13 protein-coding genes and 1 pseudogene are annotated in these 17,538 nt (G+C 69.1%); 6 read left to right on the top strand and 8 right to left on the bottom strand.

Going from position 1 to position 17,538, the window contains the following annotated elements:
• Positions 1-166: 166 nt before the first annotated feature.
• Both ACZ6KY_RS36595 and ACZ6KY_RS36590 read left to right on the top strand, forming a co-directional pair.
• Positions 167-403, top strand: coding sequence for a DUF5302 domain-containing protein (locus tag ACZ6KY_RS36595; protein WP_469314575.1), 237 nt, complete (start codon positions 167-169; stop codon positions 401-403).
• A gap of 748 nt (positions 404-1,151) precedes the next feature.
• Positions 1,152-1,949 (top strand): DUF6461 domain-containing protein, encoded by a 798-nt coding sequence (locus ACZ6KY_RS36590; RefSeq protein ID WP_469314574.1) that lies wholly within the window; start codon positions 1,152-1,154, stop codon positions 1,947-1,949.
• Positions 1,950-2,663: 714 nt separating this feature from the next.
• On the opposite strand, the gene ACZ6KY_RS36585 is transcribed toward ACZ6KY_RS36590, so the two are convergent.
• Positions 2,664-4,286, bottom strand: a complete 1,623-nt coding sequence (locus ACZ6KY_RS36585; RefSeq protein WP_469314600.1) for a glycoside hydrolase family 76 protein — start codon at positions 4,284-4,286, stop codon at positions 2,664-2,666.
• Positions 4,287-4,852: 566 nt separating this feature from the next.
• On the opposite strand from ACZ6KY_RS36585, the gene ACZ6KY_RS36580 reads away from it, so the two are divergent.
• Positions 4,853-7,753 (top strand): alpha-L-rhamnosidase-related protein, encoded by a 2,901-nt coding sequence (locus tag ACZ6KY_RS36580; RefSeq protein WP_469314573.1) that lies wholly within the window; start codon positions 4,853-4,855, stop codon positions 7,751-7,753.
• A 47-nt stretch (positions 7,754-7,800) separates the two neighbouring features.
• Here ACZ6KY_RS36580 and ACZ6KY_RS36575 read toward each other — a convergent pair.
• Together ACZ6KY_RS36575 and ACZ6KY_RS36570 are read right to left on the bottom strand one after the other, a co-directional pair.
• A pseudogene (locus ACZ6KY_RS36575) lies at positions 7,801-8,051 on the bottom strand (hypothetical protein); the annotation flags it as partial.
• A 342-nt stretch (positions 8,052-8,393) separates the two neighbouring features.
• On the bottom strand, positions 8,394-9,098 hold the full coding sequence (locus ACZ6KY_RS36570) for an SDR family oxidoreductase (RefSeq protein WP_469314572.1): 705 nt from the start codon (positions 9,096-9,098) through the stop codon (positions 8,394-8,396).
• An 80-nt stretch (positions 9,099-9,178) separates the two neighbouring features.
• Between ACZ6KY_RS36570 and ACZ6KY_RS36565 the strand changes: the two genes are divergently transcribed.
• Positions 9,179-9,538 carry a winged helix-turn-helix transcriptional regulator gene (locus tag ACZ6KY_RS36565; protein WP_469314571.1) on the top strand — a complete coding sequence of 120 codons (360 nt, stop codon included), beginning with the start codon at positions 9,179-9,181 and terminating at the stop codon, positions 9,536-9,538.
• 370 nt (positions 9,539-9,908) lie between these two features.
• Here the strand turns inward: ACZ6KY_RS36565 and ACZ6KY_RS36560 are convergent, their stop codons facing one another.
• Entirely contained in the window at positions 9,909-10,637 is a 729-nt protein-coding gene (locus tag ACZ6KY_RS36560; protein WP_469314599.1) for a DsbA family protein, read from the bottom strand.
• A 325-nt stretch (positions 10,638-10,962) separates the two neighbouring features.
• On the opposite strand from ACZ6KY_RS36560, the gene ACZ6KY_RS36555 reads away from it, so the two are divergent.
• Positions 10,963-12,156 carry an NAD(P)/FAD-dependent oxidoreductase gene (locus tag ACZ6KY_RS36555; RefSeq protein WP_469314570.1) on the top strand — a complete coding sequence of 398 codons (1,194 nt, stop codon included), beginning with the start codon at positions 10,963-10,965 and terminating at the stop codon, positions 12,154-12,156.
• A complete protein-coding gene (locus ACZ6KY_RS36550; protein ID WP_469314569.1) occupies positions 12,153-13,070 on the top strand; it encodes an RNA polymerase sigma-70 factor in 918 nt (305 codons plus the stop codon). The genes ACZ6KY_RS36555 and ACZ6KY_RS36550 overlap by 4 nt, the downstream gene beginning before the upstream one ends.
• Positions 13,071-13,112: 42 nt before the next feature.
• On the opposite strand, the gene ACZ6KY_RS36545 is transcribed toward ACZ6KY_RS36550, so the two are convergent.
• The 4 genes from ACZ6KY_RS36545 to ACZ6KY_RS36530 are packed head-to-tail and all read right to left on the bottom strand — an operon-like array spanning position 13,113 to position 17,393.
• Positions 13,113-14,312, bottom strand: a complete 1,200-nt coding sequence (locus tag ACZ6KY_RS36545; protein WP_469314568.1) for an ABC transporter ATP-binding protein — start codon at positions 14,310-14,312, stop codon at positions 13,113-13,115.
• 38 nt (positions 14,313-14,350) lie between these two features.
• Positions 14,351-15,184: a carbohydrate ABC transporter permease gene (locus tag ACZ6KY_RS36540; protein WP_469314567.1), complete on the bottom strand. Its 834-nt coding sequence runs from the start codon at positions 15,182-15,184 to the stop codon at positions 14,351-14,353.
• Complete coding sequence (locus ACZ6KY_RS36535; protein WP_469314566.1) at positions 15,184-16,125, bottom strand: carbohydrate ABC transporter permease; 942 nt, start codon at positions 16,123-16,125, stop codon at positions 15,184-15,186. The genes ACZ6KY_RS36540 and ACZ6KY_RS36535 overlap by 1 nt, the downstream gene beginning before the upstream one ends.
• A complete protein-coding gene (locus ACZ6KY_RS36530) occupies positions 16,122-17,393 on the bottom strand; it encodes an ABC transporter substrate-binding protein (RefSeq protein WP_469314565.1) in 1,272 nt (423 codons plus the stop codon). Before ACZ6KY_RS36530 ends, ACZ6KY_RS36535 begins: the two co-directional genes overlap by 4 nt.
• Between the last annotated feature and the right edge of the window lie 145 nt (positions 17,394-17,538).

Raw genomic sequence — 17,538 nt, 5'->3', positions numbered from 1 at the left:
CGATGAAGGTGGAGCGGCCCGGCTCGCTGATCGGCGGCGGGGAGTGCTCATCCATGTTCAGCGTCAACGGCCCGCGATGGCGGTTGGCGGTGCGGGAAGCGGGTGTCTCGAGCGGCGCCCGCCATGACAAGCTGTGCTTCCCACTGCCCAGTCCCAGGAGGTCACCATGGCTACAGAGTCTCCAACGCCGGAAGAGGCGGTTGACGGCGAGAGCGAGTCCCTCTCGCCCGACGACAACGGCCAGGACGAGTTGAAGCGCAAGTTCCGGGAGGCTCTGGCGCGCAAGCGTGGTATGCAGGCGGACGCCAATGATCTTGCTGCCAGCACCAACACGTCGAAGGTCCACGGCGCGCACGGCCCGGCCGCGAGTCAGCGGTCGTTCCGTCGAAAGAGCGGCGGCTGAGAGCCCCACTAACGGGCTCAAGACGGGACTCGGCAGCGTCAGGCGAAGTCTGACGGTCCGCACCACCTCACCGGCGGCCTCGTCCGCCGGTGAGGTGGTCCAGGGATCGAGACCGGGTCATCGTCGGCGAAGCGTCGGGCCGAGACGGCCAGCCCCAGCGCCTGATCGGCTCTGCCGGAGCTCAGGGCGGTGGCCAGCTTGACCGCGAGGGCCATCTTGGCGTGGATACGGACCGCGCCGGCGGGTCCGGCCTTCTTGAGCCGGCGCCCAGCTCCCGGGCCGAGTCCACGAACGCGATCTCGGCTTCCGAGCGCGGTTGGAGTCTCGGCTGGTGGACGCCGCGGCCGTCGGAGTGGTCGGGGTAGTGCGCATCGATCCTCCGCGGAACCGCTGGGATCGACAACTGGTGGCGCCAGATCTCTGACAGGTCGCCGGAGTCGGTGCGGGCGGTGATGGACGATTCCTCGCCCACCAACCGGCACACGTCGAGGACCTGGACGGCTGGACCTTGCACCGGCTCCGGCACAGCGCGCTGACTCACGACGCCGAGGCCGGCACCTCCACCCCGATGCTTCTGCCGCATCCGCCATGCTTCCGTCTGTTCCCTGGAGCGGTACGCGCGACCAGGGGTTGACGTGGCCGCCCGGCACGTTGCCGAGTGCGACCCGGCTGCACGCCCACGCGGTGAGCGGGAGGGAGCCGCGCGGAGTCAAAGGGGGTGTCAGTGGTGGCGGGCAGACCGTGGGGCATGACGTTGGCGACCGCACAGGATTACGCCTGGATACGTTCCTCCACGGTGTTCCGTAACGCGATAGCGGACGGATACGGCCTGACCCTGGTGCGAGGTGTCGCCCCCCAGCGACGTGCTGCGTGTGATGGGGCAGAGCCGCAGGGCACGTGCAGGGGCATGGACGCGCTCATCGAGCGGATTATGGACCAGCGTGACGCGACGGACTACTGGGACGACTCCTTCATCGCAGGCACCTTCACCGTGCCGGGCAAGGACGGCGATTGGACGCTCGTCCTGCAGTTTGGCGGCGGCGTCGGGATGCGGCCGCGCTTCCTGGAGGCCCTGTCAGCGGCTGGGCGAGCCGTGACGCATTCCAGCAACGGGGGCGCGCCCATCGACCTGTTCCACTGGTATGAGGCCGGTGAGCTTCGGACCAGCTTTGAGGGGCCCATCGGCAGGTACGGCAGCACCCCGGACGAGCTGGTCCCCTTGATGCGTGAGACCGGTTTCGGCCTGACCGAGGACGGCACCGGCCCGAGCACCGACACCAAGGCGGCGGTCCTGGCCCTCGCCGAGCGGCTGACCGGTGTACGGCTCACGGAGGAGCTACTCAAGGACGCCGAGTACTACTTCGGGCATGTGCCGGAGGAGCCCGCCGAGGAGTGGATCAAGTTCGTCATCGACATCACCGACGCTCACGGGGAACGGTTCTACAGGGAAGTTACCCGTGAGGAGGTGGAGGCCGCTTCGGCACGTGCCCGGGCCGCAGCGGAGGCGCCGATCGTCATCCTCGGGCCCTCGTCGCCCGCTCCCTGACTCTCACGTTGGTCAAGGCCGGAGCGCAACCGCGGCCCTATGACCCTGCTTCGAGCCCTGGGCAGGGGCCGTTTCGCACGCTGGTAACACCCCCGGACAGGATCCGAGGACGTAAACCGGCAAGCCCGATCCAGGCAGCGACACCACATCGTAGGCGAAGCCCCCACACCGCCCTGGCCGACCGGTGCGCCCGTCCCCGGAGCACCGCCCAGCCCCCTTCTTCTTCATCCAGCGCACCGGGAGGATGACCGTGACCACACTGAACAGCCGCGAGGTCTACACCCGCCGTGACCTGATGACCAGGTACGGCATGGCGCTGTCCCCGCTGGAAGGCTGGTACCGGCTTCGCCGGTGGACCGGCCACCCCGAAGCAGTCGGCAGGACGGGCCGCCGCCTGTACCGGCGCGCCGACATCTGGACCTACGCCGCACCCGCACCGCCGCCGGACCTCACCGCGTCAAACACCTCAGCGGGAAGCCCCGCCCCGAGAGCAACGGACCGGACCACAGCCCCGGTGAGCGCCGGTAGACCCCGACGTGAAGCCCGTCCACCGGGCGGGCCGAAACCTCTGCCGATGCAGCACATGCGCCAGACTTGCAGGCGCCGGCGCTTTGAGGGAAAACCCCAACTCCGGCTGGGCGTCCTCCTCGCCTTGCCCGCACTCCGCGCCACCACCACGCTGATTGCCCCTGTCCGCTCCCGGCCCCCCGTCCGTCAGCCCGCGCCGGCGGTGAGGGCTCCGAGGGCGCTGGCCTGGGTGCGCCAGTCGGTCTGCTGGGGGGTGGTGCCGGCCCAGCGTTCGCCGAGGGCGTTGAGGGAGTTGCGGTCCTGCGCCCACAGGGTGTCCGTCTGCTTTTGAACGTAACTCTGGTAGGTACTGGAGCCAGTGGCTTTCGCGAGGTCGGCGAAGTTCCGCATGAAGATGCCCTTGAACTGCTTCTGGTTGTCGTCGCATGACGCGGAGCCGACGTCGCAGGACTCGGTGAGGACTCCGTCCCGGGTCAGCGCCGGGCTGCTGATCGCGGCGTCGGCAAGGGTCCTCGCCGTGGTCAGCAGTGCACCGTCCCCGGTCGCCTTCCACAGTTCGGTGAAGCCGCCGATGGCCAGTCCCTGGTTGTAACTCCACACGGTGCCGCCGTTGTTGGCGCAGGCCGAGGTGAGCCCGTCGTTCACCAGCCCCGAGGAGTTGATCAACCCGCTGGACCGGTACCAGTTGGCGGCGGTCCTGGCCCGCTGGAGCCATACGGTGTCGCCCGTGATGCGTTGGTGCAGCGCCGTGGTCAGCCAGAGGTACTGCCCGTTCGTCACGGCGTTCTTGTAGGTGCGCTCGCGGTCCCACCACGCGCCGCCGCCGCAGGTGCCGGGGTCCCAGTACTGCTGGACGTAGTTGGCGATGGTGACGGCCTCGTTCAGATAGCGGGCGTCGCCGGTGTAGTCGTACGCGTCGAGCCAGGCGATGGCCCACCAGCCCGAGTCGTCGATGGAACGGCTGATGAAGTGGCCCTCGATCGCGTCCGAGCTGCGCGCACCTGCGGCGAAGACCCCCTTGTTCTGGTCGAAGGTGCGCGCGATGACCCAGTCGTAGTCGTGCCTGCCGGTGGTCTTCGCGAAGTCGATGAGGGAGGTGAGGGTGGCGGCGGAGTTCCACCAACTGCTGGGCCACCAGCCGTTGTAGGGGTCGTACGCGGTCATCAGCGAGTCCGCCGCAGCGCGTGCCCTGGTCGGCGCGGGCCTGACCCACGCGGTGCAGCTGCCCTCCTGGTGGGCGGCCTCCCGGCCGCAGGCGCGGACCGCGCCGCCGTGGAGGAGGCCGCGCGGGTCGCGGGTGGCGTACATCGCGGTACGGGTGCCGGTGGCGCCGGACGGGGTGCTGGTACGGCCGAGGGAGGAGCCGTCCGGCCAGGTCGCGCCGCCGTCCCAGGAGCGGTCGAGCCAGATCTCGTCGCCGGCGCCGCCGGTGTCGATGCTTGCCCAGGCCATGGAGTTCTTCTGGTCGACGTGCAGGCGGATCGTGCGGCCGTAGAGGGCGGTGGACGGCACCGGCTGGTCGTCACCGGCCGCCTGGCCGGCGGCGGTGCCGTCGCAGAGCACGTCGCAGACGGTGGGGTAGGCCCAGTTCGTGCAGCCCACGCCGCCGGCGTCGCCGCAGGCCCGCACGAGCCCGCGTCGGTGGTTGCGGGGATCGGTGATGTTGTACATCAGCGTCCTGGTACCGGTCCAGGCCCCGGGGATGCTCGCCTTGCCGAGCAGTCCCTCCCAGGTGGCGCCGCCGTCCCAGGAGCGGTCCAGCCACACCGAGTCGCCGGTCACGCCGTCGTCGATGCTGGCCCAGGCCATGTCGTCCGCGTCGGACACGTGCAGTTCGAGGCGGCGGCCGTTGAGGTTCTTGTTCGGCACCGGGAAGCTCTCCTGCCGGGCCTGCGACGGGTCCAGCGTGTCACAGGCCAGTACGCACACCTGCGTGGCGGCGGCCGCGGGCGTCGCGGCCGGGACCAAGGCCGCGAACGCGAGCACGGTCGTGAGCAGGAAGCTGAGGAGCCGTGATCTGACAACGATGTCTGGGCTTCGTGAGAACACCGGAACTCGCCTCGATTTCACGACGGGGGCCGACGGCTCACATCGAGCCGGGGCGGGAATCGAGCACTGGTCCATACCTTTCTCGGAGGCAGTGAACCGGCTTGGCGGGGTCCTGTCAATGCATCAAGTCATGCTTTTTTGCAGGGGAGTTCGGGGGTGTCGTGATGGGTTGACACTCCGATTTCGTGCGCCCATCATCGGTGCAACTTCGGCGAGGTGCCGCGCACGCCCACTGGTCCATCGGTCCCAGGCATTCATGGGCGATCAATTTGAATCGATTCAAACACGTCGGTCGTTTTCGAACGCGATCCGGGAGGTACGTACTTATGCGCCGTCGCCGTCCCCTGCTGAACCGAACGCCCTCTCCAGGGCGCGTACTCGGCCTCGCCACGGTGGTGGCCGCCGCGCTGGTGGCGGCTCCCGCTCCGTCCGTCTCCGCGTCCGTATCCGCGGCGACCTCGTTGACCGCTTCGGGCGTCCGTGAGGCGGCCGTCGACCCCCTGAACTACTCGCCGACCTCCCGCACCCTCAAGCCGACTGCCGTCTACCGGACTTCGGGCAGCGTCGCGAACCCGCAGAACGTCCTCAGCGGGCAGTCGACGCGGATCTCCGGCTCGCAGTCGGCCATCACCCTCGACTTCGGCAAGGAGGTCGGCGGCCTGGCAACGTTGTCCTTCGGCAGTGCCAGCGACAGCGGCCAACGGGTCGGCCTGGCCTTCAGCGAGTCGTCCCTGTACGTCGGCAACAACAGCGACCGCAGCAGCGGCCGCGACGGCGAGGACGGAGCCCTCTACGCCACTGCCTCCGCCAACGGCACCTACACGATGCCCACGGCGCAGCTGCGTGGCGGCTTCCGCTACCTCACCGTCTTCCTCGACACCTCGGGCTGGGTGGACCTCAACGGCGTCAGCCTCGGCTTCACCGCGGCCCCGGGAAAGGCCAACCCGGCCGACTACGCCAACTACTTCTCCTCCAGCGACGATCTGCTCAACCGCATCTGGTACGCCGGGGCGTACACCGTGCAGCTCGACACGATCGCCTCCGGCCAGGGCCGCGCCTGGCCCCCGCCCGCCTCGGCGTGGGACAACGGCGCCACCGTCGGTGCCGGTGACTCCGTCCTGGTCGACGGGGCCAAGCGCGACCGCACGGTGTGGCCCGGCGACATGGGCATCGCCGTACCCACGCAGTACGCGTACTCGGGCGACCTGACCTCGACCCGCAACGCGCTCACCACGATGTACGACGCGCAGTCGGCGCAGGGTGAGATCCCCTGGTCGGGACCGCCGTTCAACCTCACCGGCTCGGACACTTACCACACCTGGACGCTGCTGGGTACGTCCACGTACTACGCCTACTCGGCCGACCGGACGTGGCTCGACTCCGAATGGGCCAACTACAAGCGCGGGATGGCCTTCATCACCAACAAGATCGACGGCAACAACCTCCTCGACGTGACCCGCACCCAGGACTGGGCCCGGGTCGGTCAGGGCGGCGAGAACGTCTCCGCCAACGCGTTGCTGTACGCGGCGCTCAGGGGCGGCGCCACCCTGGCCACGGCCGAGGGCGACAGCGCGCTCGCCGCGAGCTGGAACGCCAAGGCGGCCGTCATCAAGACCGCGGCCAACTCGCTGCTGTGGGACGCCTCGAAGGGCATGTACAAGGACAACCCGACCAGCGGGCTCTACCCGCAGGACGGCAACTCCCTTGCCGTCTGGTACGGGTTGACCGACTCCACGGCCAAGTCGAAGAGCGTCATCGCCGGGCTCGGGAAGAACTGGGGCGTCTACGGCCCCACCACCCCTGAATGGGGCGGCAACGTGTCACCCTTCGCGGGCGGCATGGAGCTGAACGCCCGCTTCACCGCCAACGACGACTACACCGCCCTGGCGCAGATCCGCCGCACCTGGGGTCACATGCTGACCAGCGACATCGGCACGAAGAGCACCTTCTGGGAGGGCGTCAGGGCCGACGGCGGCCTCGCCTACGGGGGTTCGTTCATGAGCCTGGCCCACGGCTGGTCCACCGCGCCCACCTCCACGCTCACCTTCGACGTGCTCGGCACCGCGCCGGAGTCGGCGACCGGCGCGTACCGTTTCGTGCCGCACCCCGGCGACCTGACCAGCGCCGAGGGCCGTATCACTCTGCCCCAGGGCGCAGTCAACGCGTCCTGGTCCCGCGACCCCGCCGCCGGCGGCTACTCGGCGCATCTCACCAGTCCGGCCGGCACCACCGGTCGTATCGGCGTACCGAAACTGGGTGGCGGCGCCGTCTCGGTGTCCGTGAACGGCTCCGTCGTCTGGCGCGACGGGACCTTCACGCCCACGTCGGGAATCACCGGCGCGAGCCAGGACGACACCTACGTCTACCTCACCGGCGTCGCCCCGGGCAGCTACACCGTGAGCGCCACCGGACTGGGCAATCCGCCCACCCCCGGCGATCCCGGTACCGGTGCGCTGCGGGCGGGCTTCACCCGGTGCGCGGGCGAGGGCGGAACGTGCTCCTTCAGCGGCACCCGCTCGGTGGCCTACGGCGCGGGGACGTACGTATACAAGACGGCGACCGGCAGCACCGCCTGCACCAACGCCTCCTTCGGCGGCGACCCGGCGTCGAACCTCGTCAAGTCCTGCTACGTCGCCGACGTGGGCGGTCCGCCCGGATACACCGTCTGCGCGGCCGAGGGCGGCACCTGCGCCGTGCCCGGCTACAACCGTGACGTCGCCTACGGGGCCAACGGCAACTTCACCCACCAGGTCACCAAGGGCTCCGTCGCCTGCACGAACGCCCACTTCGGCGATCCCATCGACGGTGTCGCCAAGTCCTGTTACCTGCCACCCGACGGCGCCCCGGCCGGCGGCTGGACCAAGTGCGCTTCCCAGGTGGGCACTTGCCCGGCGGCCGCAGGACAGCCGGTGATGTACGGCGCCTTCGGCGCGTTCGCCACGATCACGGCGACCGGCGACACGCCGTGCACCGACGCCGTGTTCGGCGACCCGATCCCCGGCGAGTCGAAGGCCTGCTACACCGCGACCGGCGGCCCGCCCGGCTACGCCACGGCCTGCTCGGACGAAGGCGGGACGTGCGCCTTCAGCGGGCAGCGGACCGTCGCGTACGGTGCGCGGGGCACCTTCGTGTACAAGGCGTTCACCGGCGGCGCCAGTTGCACGACGTCGGCGTTCGGTACCGATCCGCTGGCCGGCGTGCGGAAGGCCTGCTACCTCACCTCCTGAGGAGCGCCACACCTGTGGCAGCCCCCGCGTGTCCGGGGGCTGCCGGCTCACTCCGGACTGGCCACGGCCTCCCGCTGTAGTTGCACAGCGGCCACCAGTCTCAGTTTCGGTTCCGCCTGGCGCAGCGCCTTCACCGCCGCGACCGAGGTGATGTCCCCGGTGAAGCCGACGGCGGCCAGCCGGGAGCGACCCAGCGGGCGCGCAGCTGGGTCTCGGTGTCGGCGGCGGTGGACTCGACGAGAGCGGCCGCGCGTTCCAGGCCCGGGCGGTCCTCCGGCGAGGACCCGGCCAGCGCCCGGTCAGGTGAACTTCGTGGTGGGCGTCTTCACCACACTGTCGGCCCACAGTGCCGACGCGGTGACGGTGGCCGAGCCGTACGTCGGGGTCCGGACGCCCGCCGGTGGCGAAGTATCCCGACAAGCCGCGGCCGGTGAAGGAGTTGGTCGTCGCGGGCGGGCGGAAGGCGGGCAGGCCGGTGCGGTGGCGGGACGGCTCCCCGCCCGGCACCGGCCTCTCGGGCCGCAGGCGGAAGTACTCCCGCTTCGCGGCCCTGCGCATCCGGCCCGCCGGACGGGCAGTCAGCCAGCACGTAGACGGCCCGGAGCTGCCCGTGGGCCGGCTGCTGGCCCCATGTCGCCGATCAGGCGGACTTGTGGCGGGCGCCGCCCTCGATGTGGATCGTCTCGCCGGAGACGAAGCCCGCACGCAGGAGCCACATCACCGTGTCGACGACGTCGTCGGCCTCCCCGTGGCGTCCGACGAAGGTCCCGTCCGCGCTCTTGCCCAACAAGGCGGTCTTCTTGTCACCAAGGCGATCCCATGCGCCCGAGTCCACGACACCGGGTGAGACGGCATTGACCCGTACCGGCGCCAGATCCGCCGCCAGGTGGCGTGCGGCGTACTCGACCGCACCGTTCGTGACGCCCTTGACGAGTGATCCCGGCCCAGGGCGCCAGCCGACCACACCGGAGAACAGCACCATCGACCCGGTCGGCCGCAGGACCGACGCGAAGTGCTTGGCCACCAGCATCGGACCGACCACCTTCGCCGTGAACGCGGCCAGCAGCTTGTCGCGGTCCAGCTCGGTCGCGCGAACGTCGTGCGGCGCCGAACCGGTCGTCACGATGTGGTCGACTCCGTCCTTCAGCCGTTCTGCCGCGGCCGCGAGCGTCGACTCGTCCTGCAGGTCGACCCGCACCGCTGTGGCGCCGATCTCGCGTGCCAGAGCGTCGGCCGCAGCCAGATCGCGGGCACCGACGACAACGTCGTACCCGTCCTTCGCCGCACGCCTCGCGACGGCCGCGCCGAGCGCCCGTGCACCACCGATGACCAGGATCCGTTCCATGTGTCTCGACTCCCTTTCGTAGGATCGAGCACCACGGTATGGTTTTGATACCGGTATCTTCAACGAAACTGGGAGCAGCGATGGGCAAGGCGTACAACGTGATGGCGGCGACCTGCCCGAGCCGCACGGTGCTGCACCGTATCGGCGCCCGCTGGACCGTGTTCGTCGTCAACGCCCTCGACGACGGACCTCGCCGCTTCAGCGAACTGAAGGGGCATATCCGGGGCATCACCCCGAAGGTCCTCACCGAGACCCTGCGCTCCCTGGAAGCCGACGGTCTGGTCAGCCGCCACGCCTACGACGAGAACCCGCCCCGCGTCGAGTACGCCCTGACACCGCTGGGCCGCTCTCTGCTCGTCCCGCTCCGCGCCGTACGACTCTGGGCCGAAGAGCATGTCCCGGACATCGAGGCGGCCCGATCCCGCCGGCCGATTCTCTGACCTCTGAGTCGACTGCCGGCATGAACCCCGGTCGCGGCCGGCGGCCCTTGCGCGCGAACGGCCGGACACCTCCGCCGCAAACGCCTCCAACTCACCACGCGCCACAGCAAGCTCGTCCGGACCCACACCCTCAACGCCACACCAAGCCCCACGGGGCAAGCCAGTTGACATGTCACTCGATCGCGCATCAGACCCGTTGGGCAGCCGCCGGCTGCACACCCTGCCCGGTTCGATGGCCCGGTCGTTGCCGCGGAGCGACCTCTCGCTGGTGGCGAGCACGTTGCCTTTCGGTGTGCGTGCCCCGGTACCCGCTGGCCTCCGGAAGAGCCGACACGCGGGCCAAACAGCCGCGCCTCGCTGATGACGCGGCTCACAGAACGGTCTGTTCCCACTCCCAGGGTCTGGCGTGGATCTCCTTGAGCAGTTCGGCGAAGGTATCGCTGTCGAAGAGCACGCCGTTGGATTCCGCCGGGATCTGCTTGTTGTTGATCACAGCGGTGGGCGTCCCTGGCCCTTTGGGGTCCTTCGCACCCCCGGCCCGCTCGTACGCTTCCTCGGAGGCGGTGACGAAGGAGCGGTACTTCATGGTCTTGACGGACGCGTCGAACTCCGGACCGCGCAACCCCTCCACTTGGGTGGCCAGTTCCAGTAGATGGGCATCGGTGAACCCGTCGAAGCTCTCCTCGGGCTGGTTGGCGTAGAGCACTTCGTGATACTCCACGAATTTGCCCTTCTCCAGCGCTGCCCGCAGTGCGTTGACCGCCTTCTTCGAGCCGCTGCCGCCGAGCCTGGCGTCCAGGAAGGAGGCCAGGGTGTATTCGGTTATCGTCTGACGTTCGAGCGTCGCTTCCCGCAGCTCCGGGGAACCCCCGGTGGTCTCGAATTCCTCGCAGACCGGACAGCGCGGATCCTCGTACAGGTGCACGGTCACCTCGGCGTCAGGATCACCCACCAGGATGGTGGTGCCGTCCTTTCCGAGTTTCTCCGGCAGCTTTTCCGCGCTCTCGAACACCGGTCCGGCCTCGGCCGACCGGTGACCGCACCCCGCCAGCATCAGCACCGCGGCCGCGCACAGCACAGCCCACCGTCCCCCACGCATCATGCGTCATCCCCTCCCCGAAGATCAGCGCGACCTTAGATCATCCGCATGACATGCGCACAGTTCATTTCGCCGGGGAGACTGCTGTGCGACGTGTCTCTCGCCGGGCCGTCCGAGGGTGCTCGACGACGAGCGACAGCCGGCGACAGCCAAGTGGTCGGCTACAGCGGCGCTTCGCCTCGCTCGGAGTGCTGGTGCCGCGCACGCCCTCTGCTCTCGATATGACGCGGCTCACATCGGCCCCATGTCACGAACCGGAGGGAAGCTTGCGTCTGGTGGTCGCCCGCACGGCGGGAACGACCGACGCGAAAGAGACGGCAGAGCGATGAACGCGACAGCAGCGCAACAGCACGAGGTCCTGGTCCTGGGCGCCGGCTACGCTGGGCTTTCCGCCGCGATCCAGCTCGCGGCCCGCACCAGGAAACGCGGAAGCCTGCGAGTGACGCTGGTCAACCCCTACGACACCTTCAGCGAGCGGCTCCGCCTGCACATGACCGCCACCGGTCAGGAGACGGCCGAGATGAACATCCCGGGGCTGTTGGAAGGCACCGGCGCCGGCTTCGTCCGTGGCTGGGTCACCGCCGTGGACGCAGAGACGAAAACCGTCCGGATCGACGACGGCCGGGTCCTGCGCTACGACACCCTGGTCTACGGCCTGGGCGGCATCGCGAACACCGTCGCCGTCCCCGGCGCGGACGACCACGCCTGCACCCTCAACAGCCCGGAGGACGCCGCTGTCCTCGCCGACCGGCTGACCCGGCTCGACGGCGGGACCGTCGTGGTCGGTGGCAGCGGCCTCACCGGCGTCGAGGCCGCCGCGGAGATCGCCGAGCGGCACCCGGAGCTCGAGGTGCTGCTGCTGGGCCGCCAGGAGCCGGGCGCGAGCATGCATCCGAAGGCCAAGGCCCACATGGACGCGGCGCTCGCCCGGCTCGGTGTGCGGGTACGCAGCGGCGTCGAGGTGGCCAAGGTGCTGGCGGACAGCGTCGAGCTCGCGGACGGCTCCAGCATCCCGGCGGACGCGGTGCTGTGGACCAGCGGCACCCGTGTCTCGCCGCTGGCGGCCGCCGCGGGTCTGACCGTCGACGAGCGCGGACGTGTGGTCACCGACAGCGCCCTGCGCTCGGTCTCCCACCCGGAGGTCTATGCCGTGGGCGATGCGGCGGCGATCCGGCAGGGCTACGGCGTGATGCACGGGACCTGTCAGGGGGGTATGCCCACCGGCGTGCACGCGGCCCTCTCGATCCTGCGGGTGCTGGCCGGCAAGGAGCCCAAGCCCTTCCGCTTCGGCTACTACCACACACCTGTCAGTCTGGGCCGGAACGACGCCGTCGTGCAGTTCACCCACCCCGACGACAGCCCGCGCCGCATCGTGCTGACCGGCAAGCGAGCCGCAAAGTACAAGGAGACGGTCACCGCCGCGCCGTGGCCCACCTTCGGCCGCATGAAGAAGATGCCCGCCTCGGGCGCGTTCTGGCCGCACGGCGGCCGCTACACCCGGATTCGGAGCGCCAAGTGACCCAGCCGCGGCAGGCCGGACCCGACCAGCTCGCCTTCCAGCAGTACCGCACCCTGCTCTTCTCGGTCGCCTACCGCATCCTCGGCACCGCCGCCGACGCCGAGGACGTGGTCCAGGACGCCTGGCTCAAGTGGTCGGCGGCCGACCGTTCCCAGATCGCCGACCCCAAGGCCTACCTGACCCGGATCGTCTCCAACCTGGCGATGGAGCGGCTTCGTTCGACTCGCCACCAGCGCGAGACCTACGTCGGGCCATGGCTCCCCGAGCCGGTCCTCACCGGCCCGGACACAGCTGACGGCGTTGCCACGACGGACTCGGTCTCCATGGCCCTGCTGGTTGTGCTGGAGACACTGAGTCCCCTGGAGCGCGCGGTCTTCGTGCTGAAGGAGGTCTTCGCCTTCAGCTACGCGGAGATCGCGGAGGCGGTGGAACGCTCGGAGGCGGCGGTCCGGCAGGCCGCGCACCGCGCCCGCGAGCACGTCCAGGCCCGGCGGCCCCGTTTCACCGCCGACCGCGCCCGCCAACGCGACGTCACCGAGCGCTTCTTCGCGGCGACGTCGGGCGGCGACATCAACACCCTCATGGAGCTGCTCTCCCCGGACGTGACCCTGTGGACCGATGGCGGTGGCAAGGTCCGCCAGGCCCTCAAACCGGTCGTCGGCGCGGACACCGTGGCCCGTTGGTTCGCCGCGCTCGGCACCGCGACCTACCAGGGCATCGAGCCCGGGCGGATGCGGGCAGAGCTCACCTCGATCAACGGCGGCCCGGGAGTGGTCTTCCGCGGCCCGGACCGCGTGGTCGCCACTCTGACCTTCGACTTCGATCCGCTAGGCCGCATCTCGACCATCCACAACGTGGCCAACCCCGACAAGCTCCACGCCGTCGCCGACGGAACGCGGCACGAACTCTCCTGAGCCGCCTGATCGTTGTCGACGCCCTCCGGAGGCGGAGAGTGGTCACGCGTCAGGCTCGTCGGTCGTCAGTGTGAGGTTGGCCCCGGAGGACGGGTCGAAGACGTGCATCTTGGCGGTGTCCACCCAGAGTTCGGCCCGGCTGCCCTCGCGTACCTGCGTGGAGGCGTTGAGACGGGTGACGATCTGGTGCCCGCCCGCGCCGGTGTCGGTCAGCCCCGAGTCGGCGGCGAGCTCGGCGAGTTCGGAGGTGGCGGTGGGCTGCCACTCGTCCTCGGTGAAGTAGGCGTACACATCGGACCCCAGGGACTCGACCACGTCGATGTCCACGCTGAAGGCCGTACCCGATCCGGCCCTGCTCCGGTCCACCAGGGCGGCGTCCTCGAAGGCCTCCGGGCGCAGCCCCACGATCAGGTCTCGGGGGGCGTTGTGCCGCTCGAGGGTTCGGCGCAGTCGGTCGCTGAGGTCGAGGTCGCCGACCGACGTGTGCAGGCGGTTGTCCTCAACGGTGGCGTGCAGGAAGTTCATCGCGGGTGAACCGATGAACCCGGCGACGAAGAGGTTCTTCGGCTGCTCGTACAGGCGTTGCGGGGTCCCGATCTGCTGCACCAGTCCGCCGCGCATCACCACCACCCGGTCGCCCAGTGTCATGGCTTCGGTCTGGTCGTGGGTGACGTAGACCGTGGTGCTGCCGAGGCGTTGCTGGAGGCGGGAGATCTGGGTGCGCATCTGGACGCGGAGCTTGGCGTCCAGGTTGGAGAGCGGCTCGTCCATCAAGAACGCCTTCGGGTCGCGCACGATGGCCCGTCCCATCGCCACCCGTTGGCGCTGACCGCCGGAGAGGTTGGCGGGCTTGCGGTCCAGATGCTCCGTCAGGTCGAGGATGCGGGCGGCCTCTTCGACCTTCTCGCGGATGGTCGCCTTGTCCACCTTGGCCAGCCGGAGCGCGAAACCCATGTTGTCGCGCACGCTCATGTGCGGGTAGAGGGCGTAGCTCTGGAAGACCATGGCGATGTCACGGTCTTTCGGGGTCCTGTCGTTGACGACCTGTCCGTCGATCAGGAGGGTTCCCTCGGTGATGTCCTCCAGCCCGGCGATCATGTTGAGGGTGGTGGACTTACCGCAGCCGGAGGGACCGACGAGGATGACGAACTCACCGTCCCCGACACGGAGGTTGACGTCCTTCACCGCCACCGCACCATCGGGGTAGCGCTTGGTGATGCCTTCGAGAACGATCTCTGCCACGGTCGGTCCTTCTTGTCCTGACGAACGGCTGCCGCCGGTCAGCCCTTGACGGCTCCGGAGGTGAGCCCGGCCACGATGCGCCGCTGGAAGAGCAGCACGAAGATGATGATGGGGATGGTGATCACCACGGCGGCGGCGGCGATCGAACCGGTGGGCTGGGCGAACTGACTGCTCCCGGTGAAGAAGGCGATGGCCGCCGGCACGGTCCGGGCCGCCGAGGTCGAGGTCAGCGAGATCGCGAAGAGGAAGTCGTTCCAGCAGAAGATGAACACCAGGATCGCCGTGGTGAACACTCCCGGCGCCGCGAGCGGAGCGATCACCAGCCGGAACGCCTGCGCCGGGGTGGCACCGTCCACCTTGGCCGCCTTCTCCAAGTCCCAGGGGATCTCCCGGAAGAAGGCCGACAGGGTGTAGATGGCGAGCGGCAGGGAGAAGGTCATGTACGGGATGATCAAACCGGTCCACGTGTCGAAGATGCCGATGATCCGCTCGATGTTGAACAGCGGCGAGACCAGCGAGATGGGCGGGAACATGGCGATCAGCAGCGACATGCCGATCAGCAGGCTCTTGCCGGGAAACCGGAGCCGGGCGACGGCATAGGCCGCCATGGTGCCCAGCACCACCGCGATCACCGTGGAGATCAGGGCGATGCCGATGGAATTGATCAGCGAGCGCGTGAACTCGGAGGTCTGGAAGATCCCGCGGTAGTTCTCCCACGTCCACTTGGTCGGGATGAAACTGCCGTCGGTGAGGGTGCTGGGGTCCTTGAAGGACAGGGCGATGATCCACCAGACCGGGAACAGCGCGTAGACGATCACGACGATGTTGACGACTGCCCACCCCGACGTCCGGCGTAGTCCGGTGGCGGACATCAGCGTCCCCCTTCCTGAGAGCCGGGGGCGGCTGCCCCGAACAGTTTGATGAAGGCGAAGGCGATCACTGCCACGCACAGGAAGATGAGTACGGAGATGGCCGAGCCGATGCCGAGGTTGAGCGCGGTGAAGAGGTTGTCGTAGCCCAGGATGGACACCGAGCCGGTGTTGTGCGCGCCGGACGTGAGGATGTAGATGTTGTCGAAGATCCGGAAGGCGTCCAGGGTCCGGAAGAGCAGGGCGACCAGGATGGCCGGCTTCATCAGGGGGACGGTCACCAGGAAGAAGCGCTGCCAGGCTCCGGCGCCGTCCACCTGTGCCGCGCGCAGCGTCTCCTCCGGCACCAGGGCGAGGCCGGCGAGCAGCAGCAGGGCCATGAAGGGGGTGGTCTTCCACACCTCGGCCAGGATGATCAGGCCGATGGCCGGCCACTGTTCGGTGAGGGGAGCGGAACCGGAGGGCAGGAGATCGGCCAGGTAGCCGGTTTCCGGGGTCCAGGCGTACTGCCAGGAGTAGGCGGCGACCACAGTGACGATGCCGTACGGGATCAGGATGGCGGTGCGAACCGTCCCGCGGCCGAAGATGGTGCGGTGCATCACCAGCGCCAGGGCGAATCCGAGGACGAGTTCCACGACCACGGAGACCACGGTGATGAGCACCGTCACCCACAGGGCCTGCCACCAGAACTCGGAGGACAGGACGGCGCCGTAGTTGCTGAAGCCGACGAAGTGTGCCTGTTGCGGGAAGCGCAGATCGTATCGCTGGAGCGAGAGATAGATCGCGTAGACGATGGGGTAGGCGGTGACGGCGAGCATGACGATCACGGCAGGTGCGCACAACAGCCAGCCCAACCGGCGCTCCTGCCGGGCCCCTTCGGACAGAGCGCGGCCGTCTTTGGGCGCCGGTGCGTCCTGAGAGGTGGTCGGAGCCGACGGGGTCACGGGATCAGCCCCTTCGAGTCGAGGGCGTCCTTGATCTGGCCGCTGATCTTCTGCACGTCCGGTCTCGGTTCGATCCCGTTCGGCGGCGACAGGGTGTGCGAGATCGCGATGGACACGTTCTGGTAGGCGGGGGTCTTGGGCCGGATGCTGGCGTTCTCCAGGGCCGCCAGAACGGTGGAGGCGAAGGGGTAGTTCTTGACGAGAGCGGGGTCCGAGTAGAGCGGGCGGAGCGTGGGCGGCAGCCCGCCCTCCAGTGCCGCGGTCATCTGGTTCTGCCGGTTCCGCAGGCACAGTGCCGCGTCGAAGGCGAACTCGGAGTGACGGGAGTAGGCGCCGACGGCCAGGTCGATGCCGCCGATGGTGGGCTTGGCCGGCCGCCCCTTTTCGACCCCCGGGTAGGGAGCCCATCGGAACTGCTTGAAGAGCGAGGGGTTGTTGGCCTTCATCGAGGGATAGACGAAGGGGTAGTTGATCTCGAAGGCCGCGCTGCCGGACTCCATGGCCAGCCGGTTCTGGTCCTCCATCTGATTGGACAGAGAAGGGTCGGCCGCGGCAGAGGTGGCGAGGGTCTTCATGATGGAGGCCGCGCGCACGGCGGGCGGGCCCAGCCTGGGAGCCGTGGCCGTCGCGTTCAGGATGGAGCCGCCGGCGCTCTCCACCAGCGTGTTGAACCAGACCGTGAGTCCTTCGTACTGCGCGCCCTGGATCTCCACGTAGTGCGGCTTGCCCTGCTTCGCCAGGCGGCCGGCCATCAGGAGCATCTCGGCCCAGGTCTCGGGCGGCGTGGGGACCAGGTCCTTGCGATACCAGAGCAGTTGGGTGTTCGTGTTGTACGGGACGGCGTACAACCGGCCCTTCCACGTGGCCGTCCGCAGCGGGACCTCCAGGGTGTCCCGGGTGGCCGCGGTGCGGTTGCCCCCGGTCCACGGCAGGATCCATTTGGCTTCCGCGAACTCGGCGGGCCAGGTGACGTCCAGCCCGATGATGTCGACCGTGTCGTCCTTGGCGGCCAGCCGGCGCACCAGTTGCTGGCGCTGCCCGTCCGCCGTACGGGGCAGTTTGTTGTAACTGATCCGGTAGCGCCCACCGGACTGCTTGGAACAGGCACTGGCCGCACTGGCCAGCGCACCGGAGTCATCGGGGAAGTTGTACCAGTTGAGCGTCACCGGCCCGCCGCTGCCGCTCCCGCAGCCGGCGAGCAGAGCCGCCGACAGGCACAGAGCGAGCAGAACCCGCAGAAGGCAACGGATACCGGACAAGGGCGCCACCCTCACACTCCTTCCGGACCCGTTACGGGAAATCCGGACAGAACACAGGAAAGCCCGGACACGCGACAGGCTAGGTCCGCACTCGGCTTCACCTCACACGCCGCACCGACCGGTCATCCGATCGGCCGCGCAGAACAGGGCACAC

The sequence above is a fragment of the Streptomyces sp. NPDC042002 genome, assembly GCF_055588305.1.
This window is presented reverse-complemented; position numbering and strand designations above follow the sequence as displayed.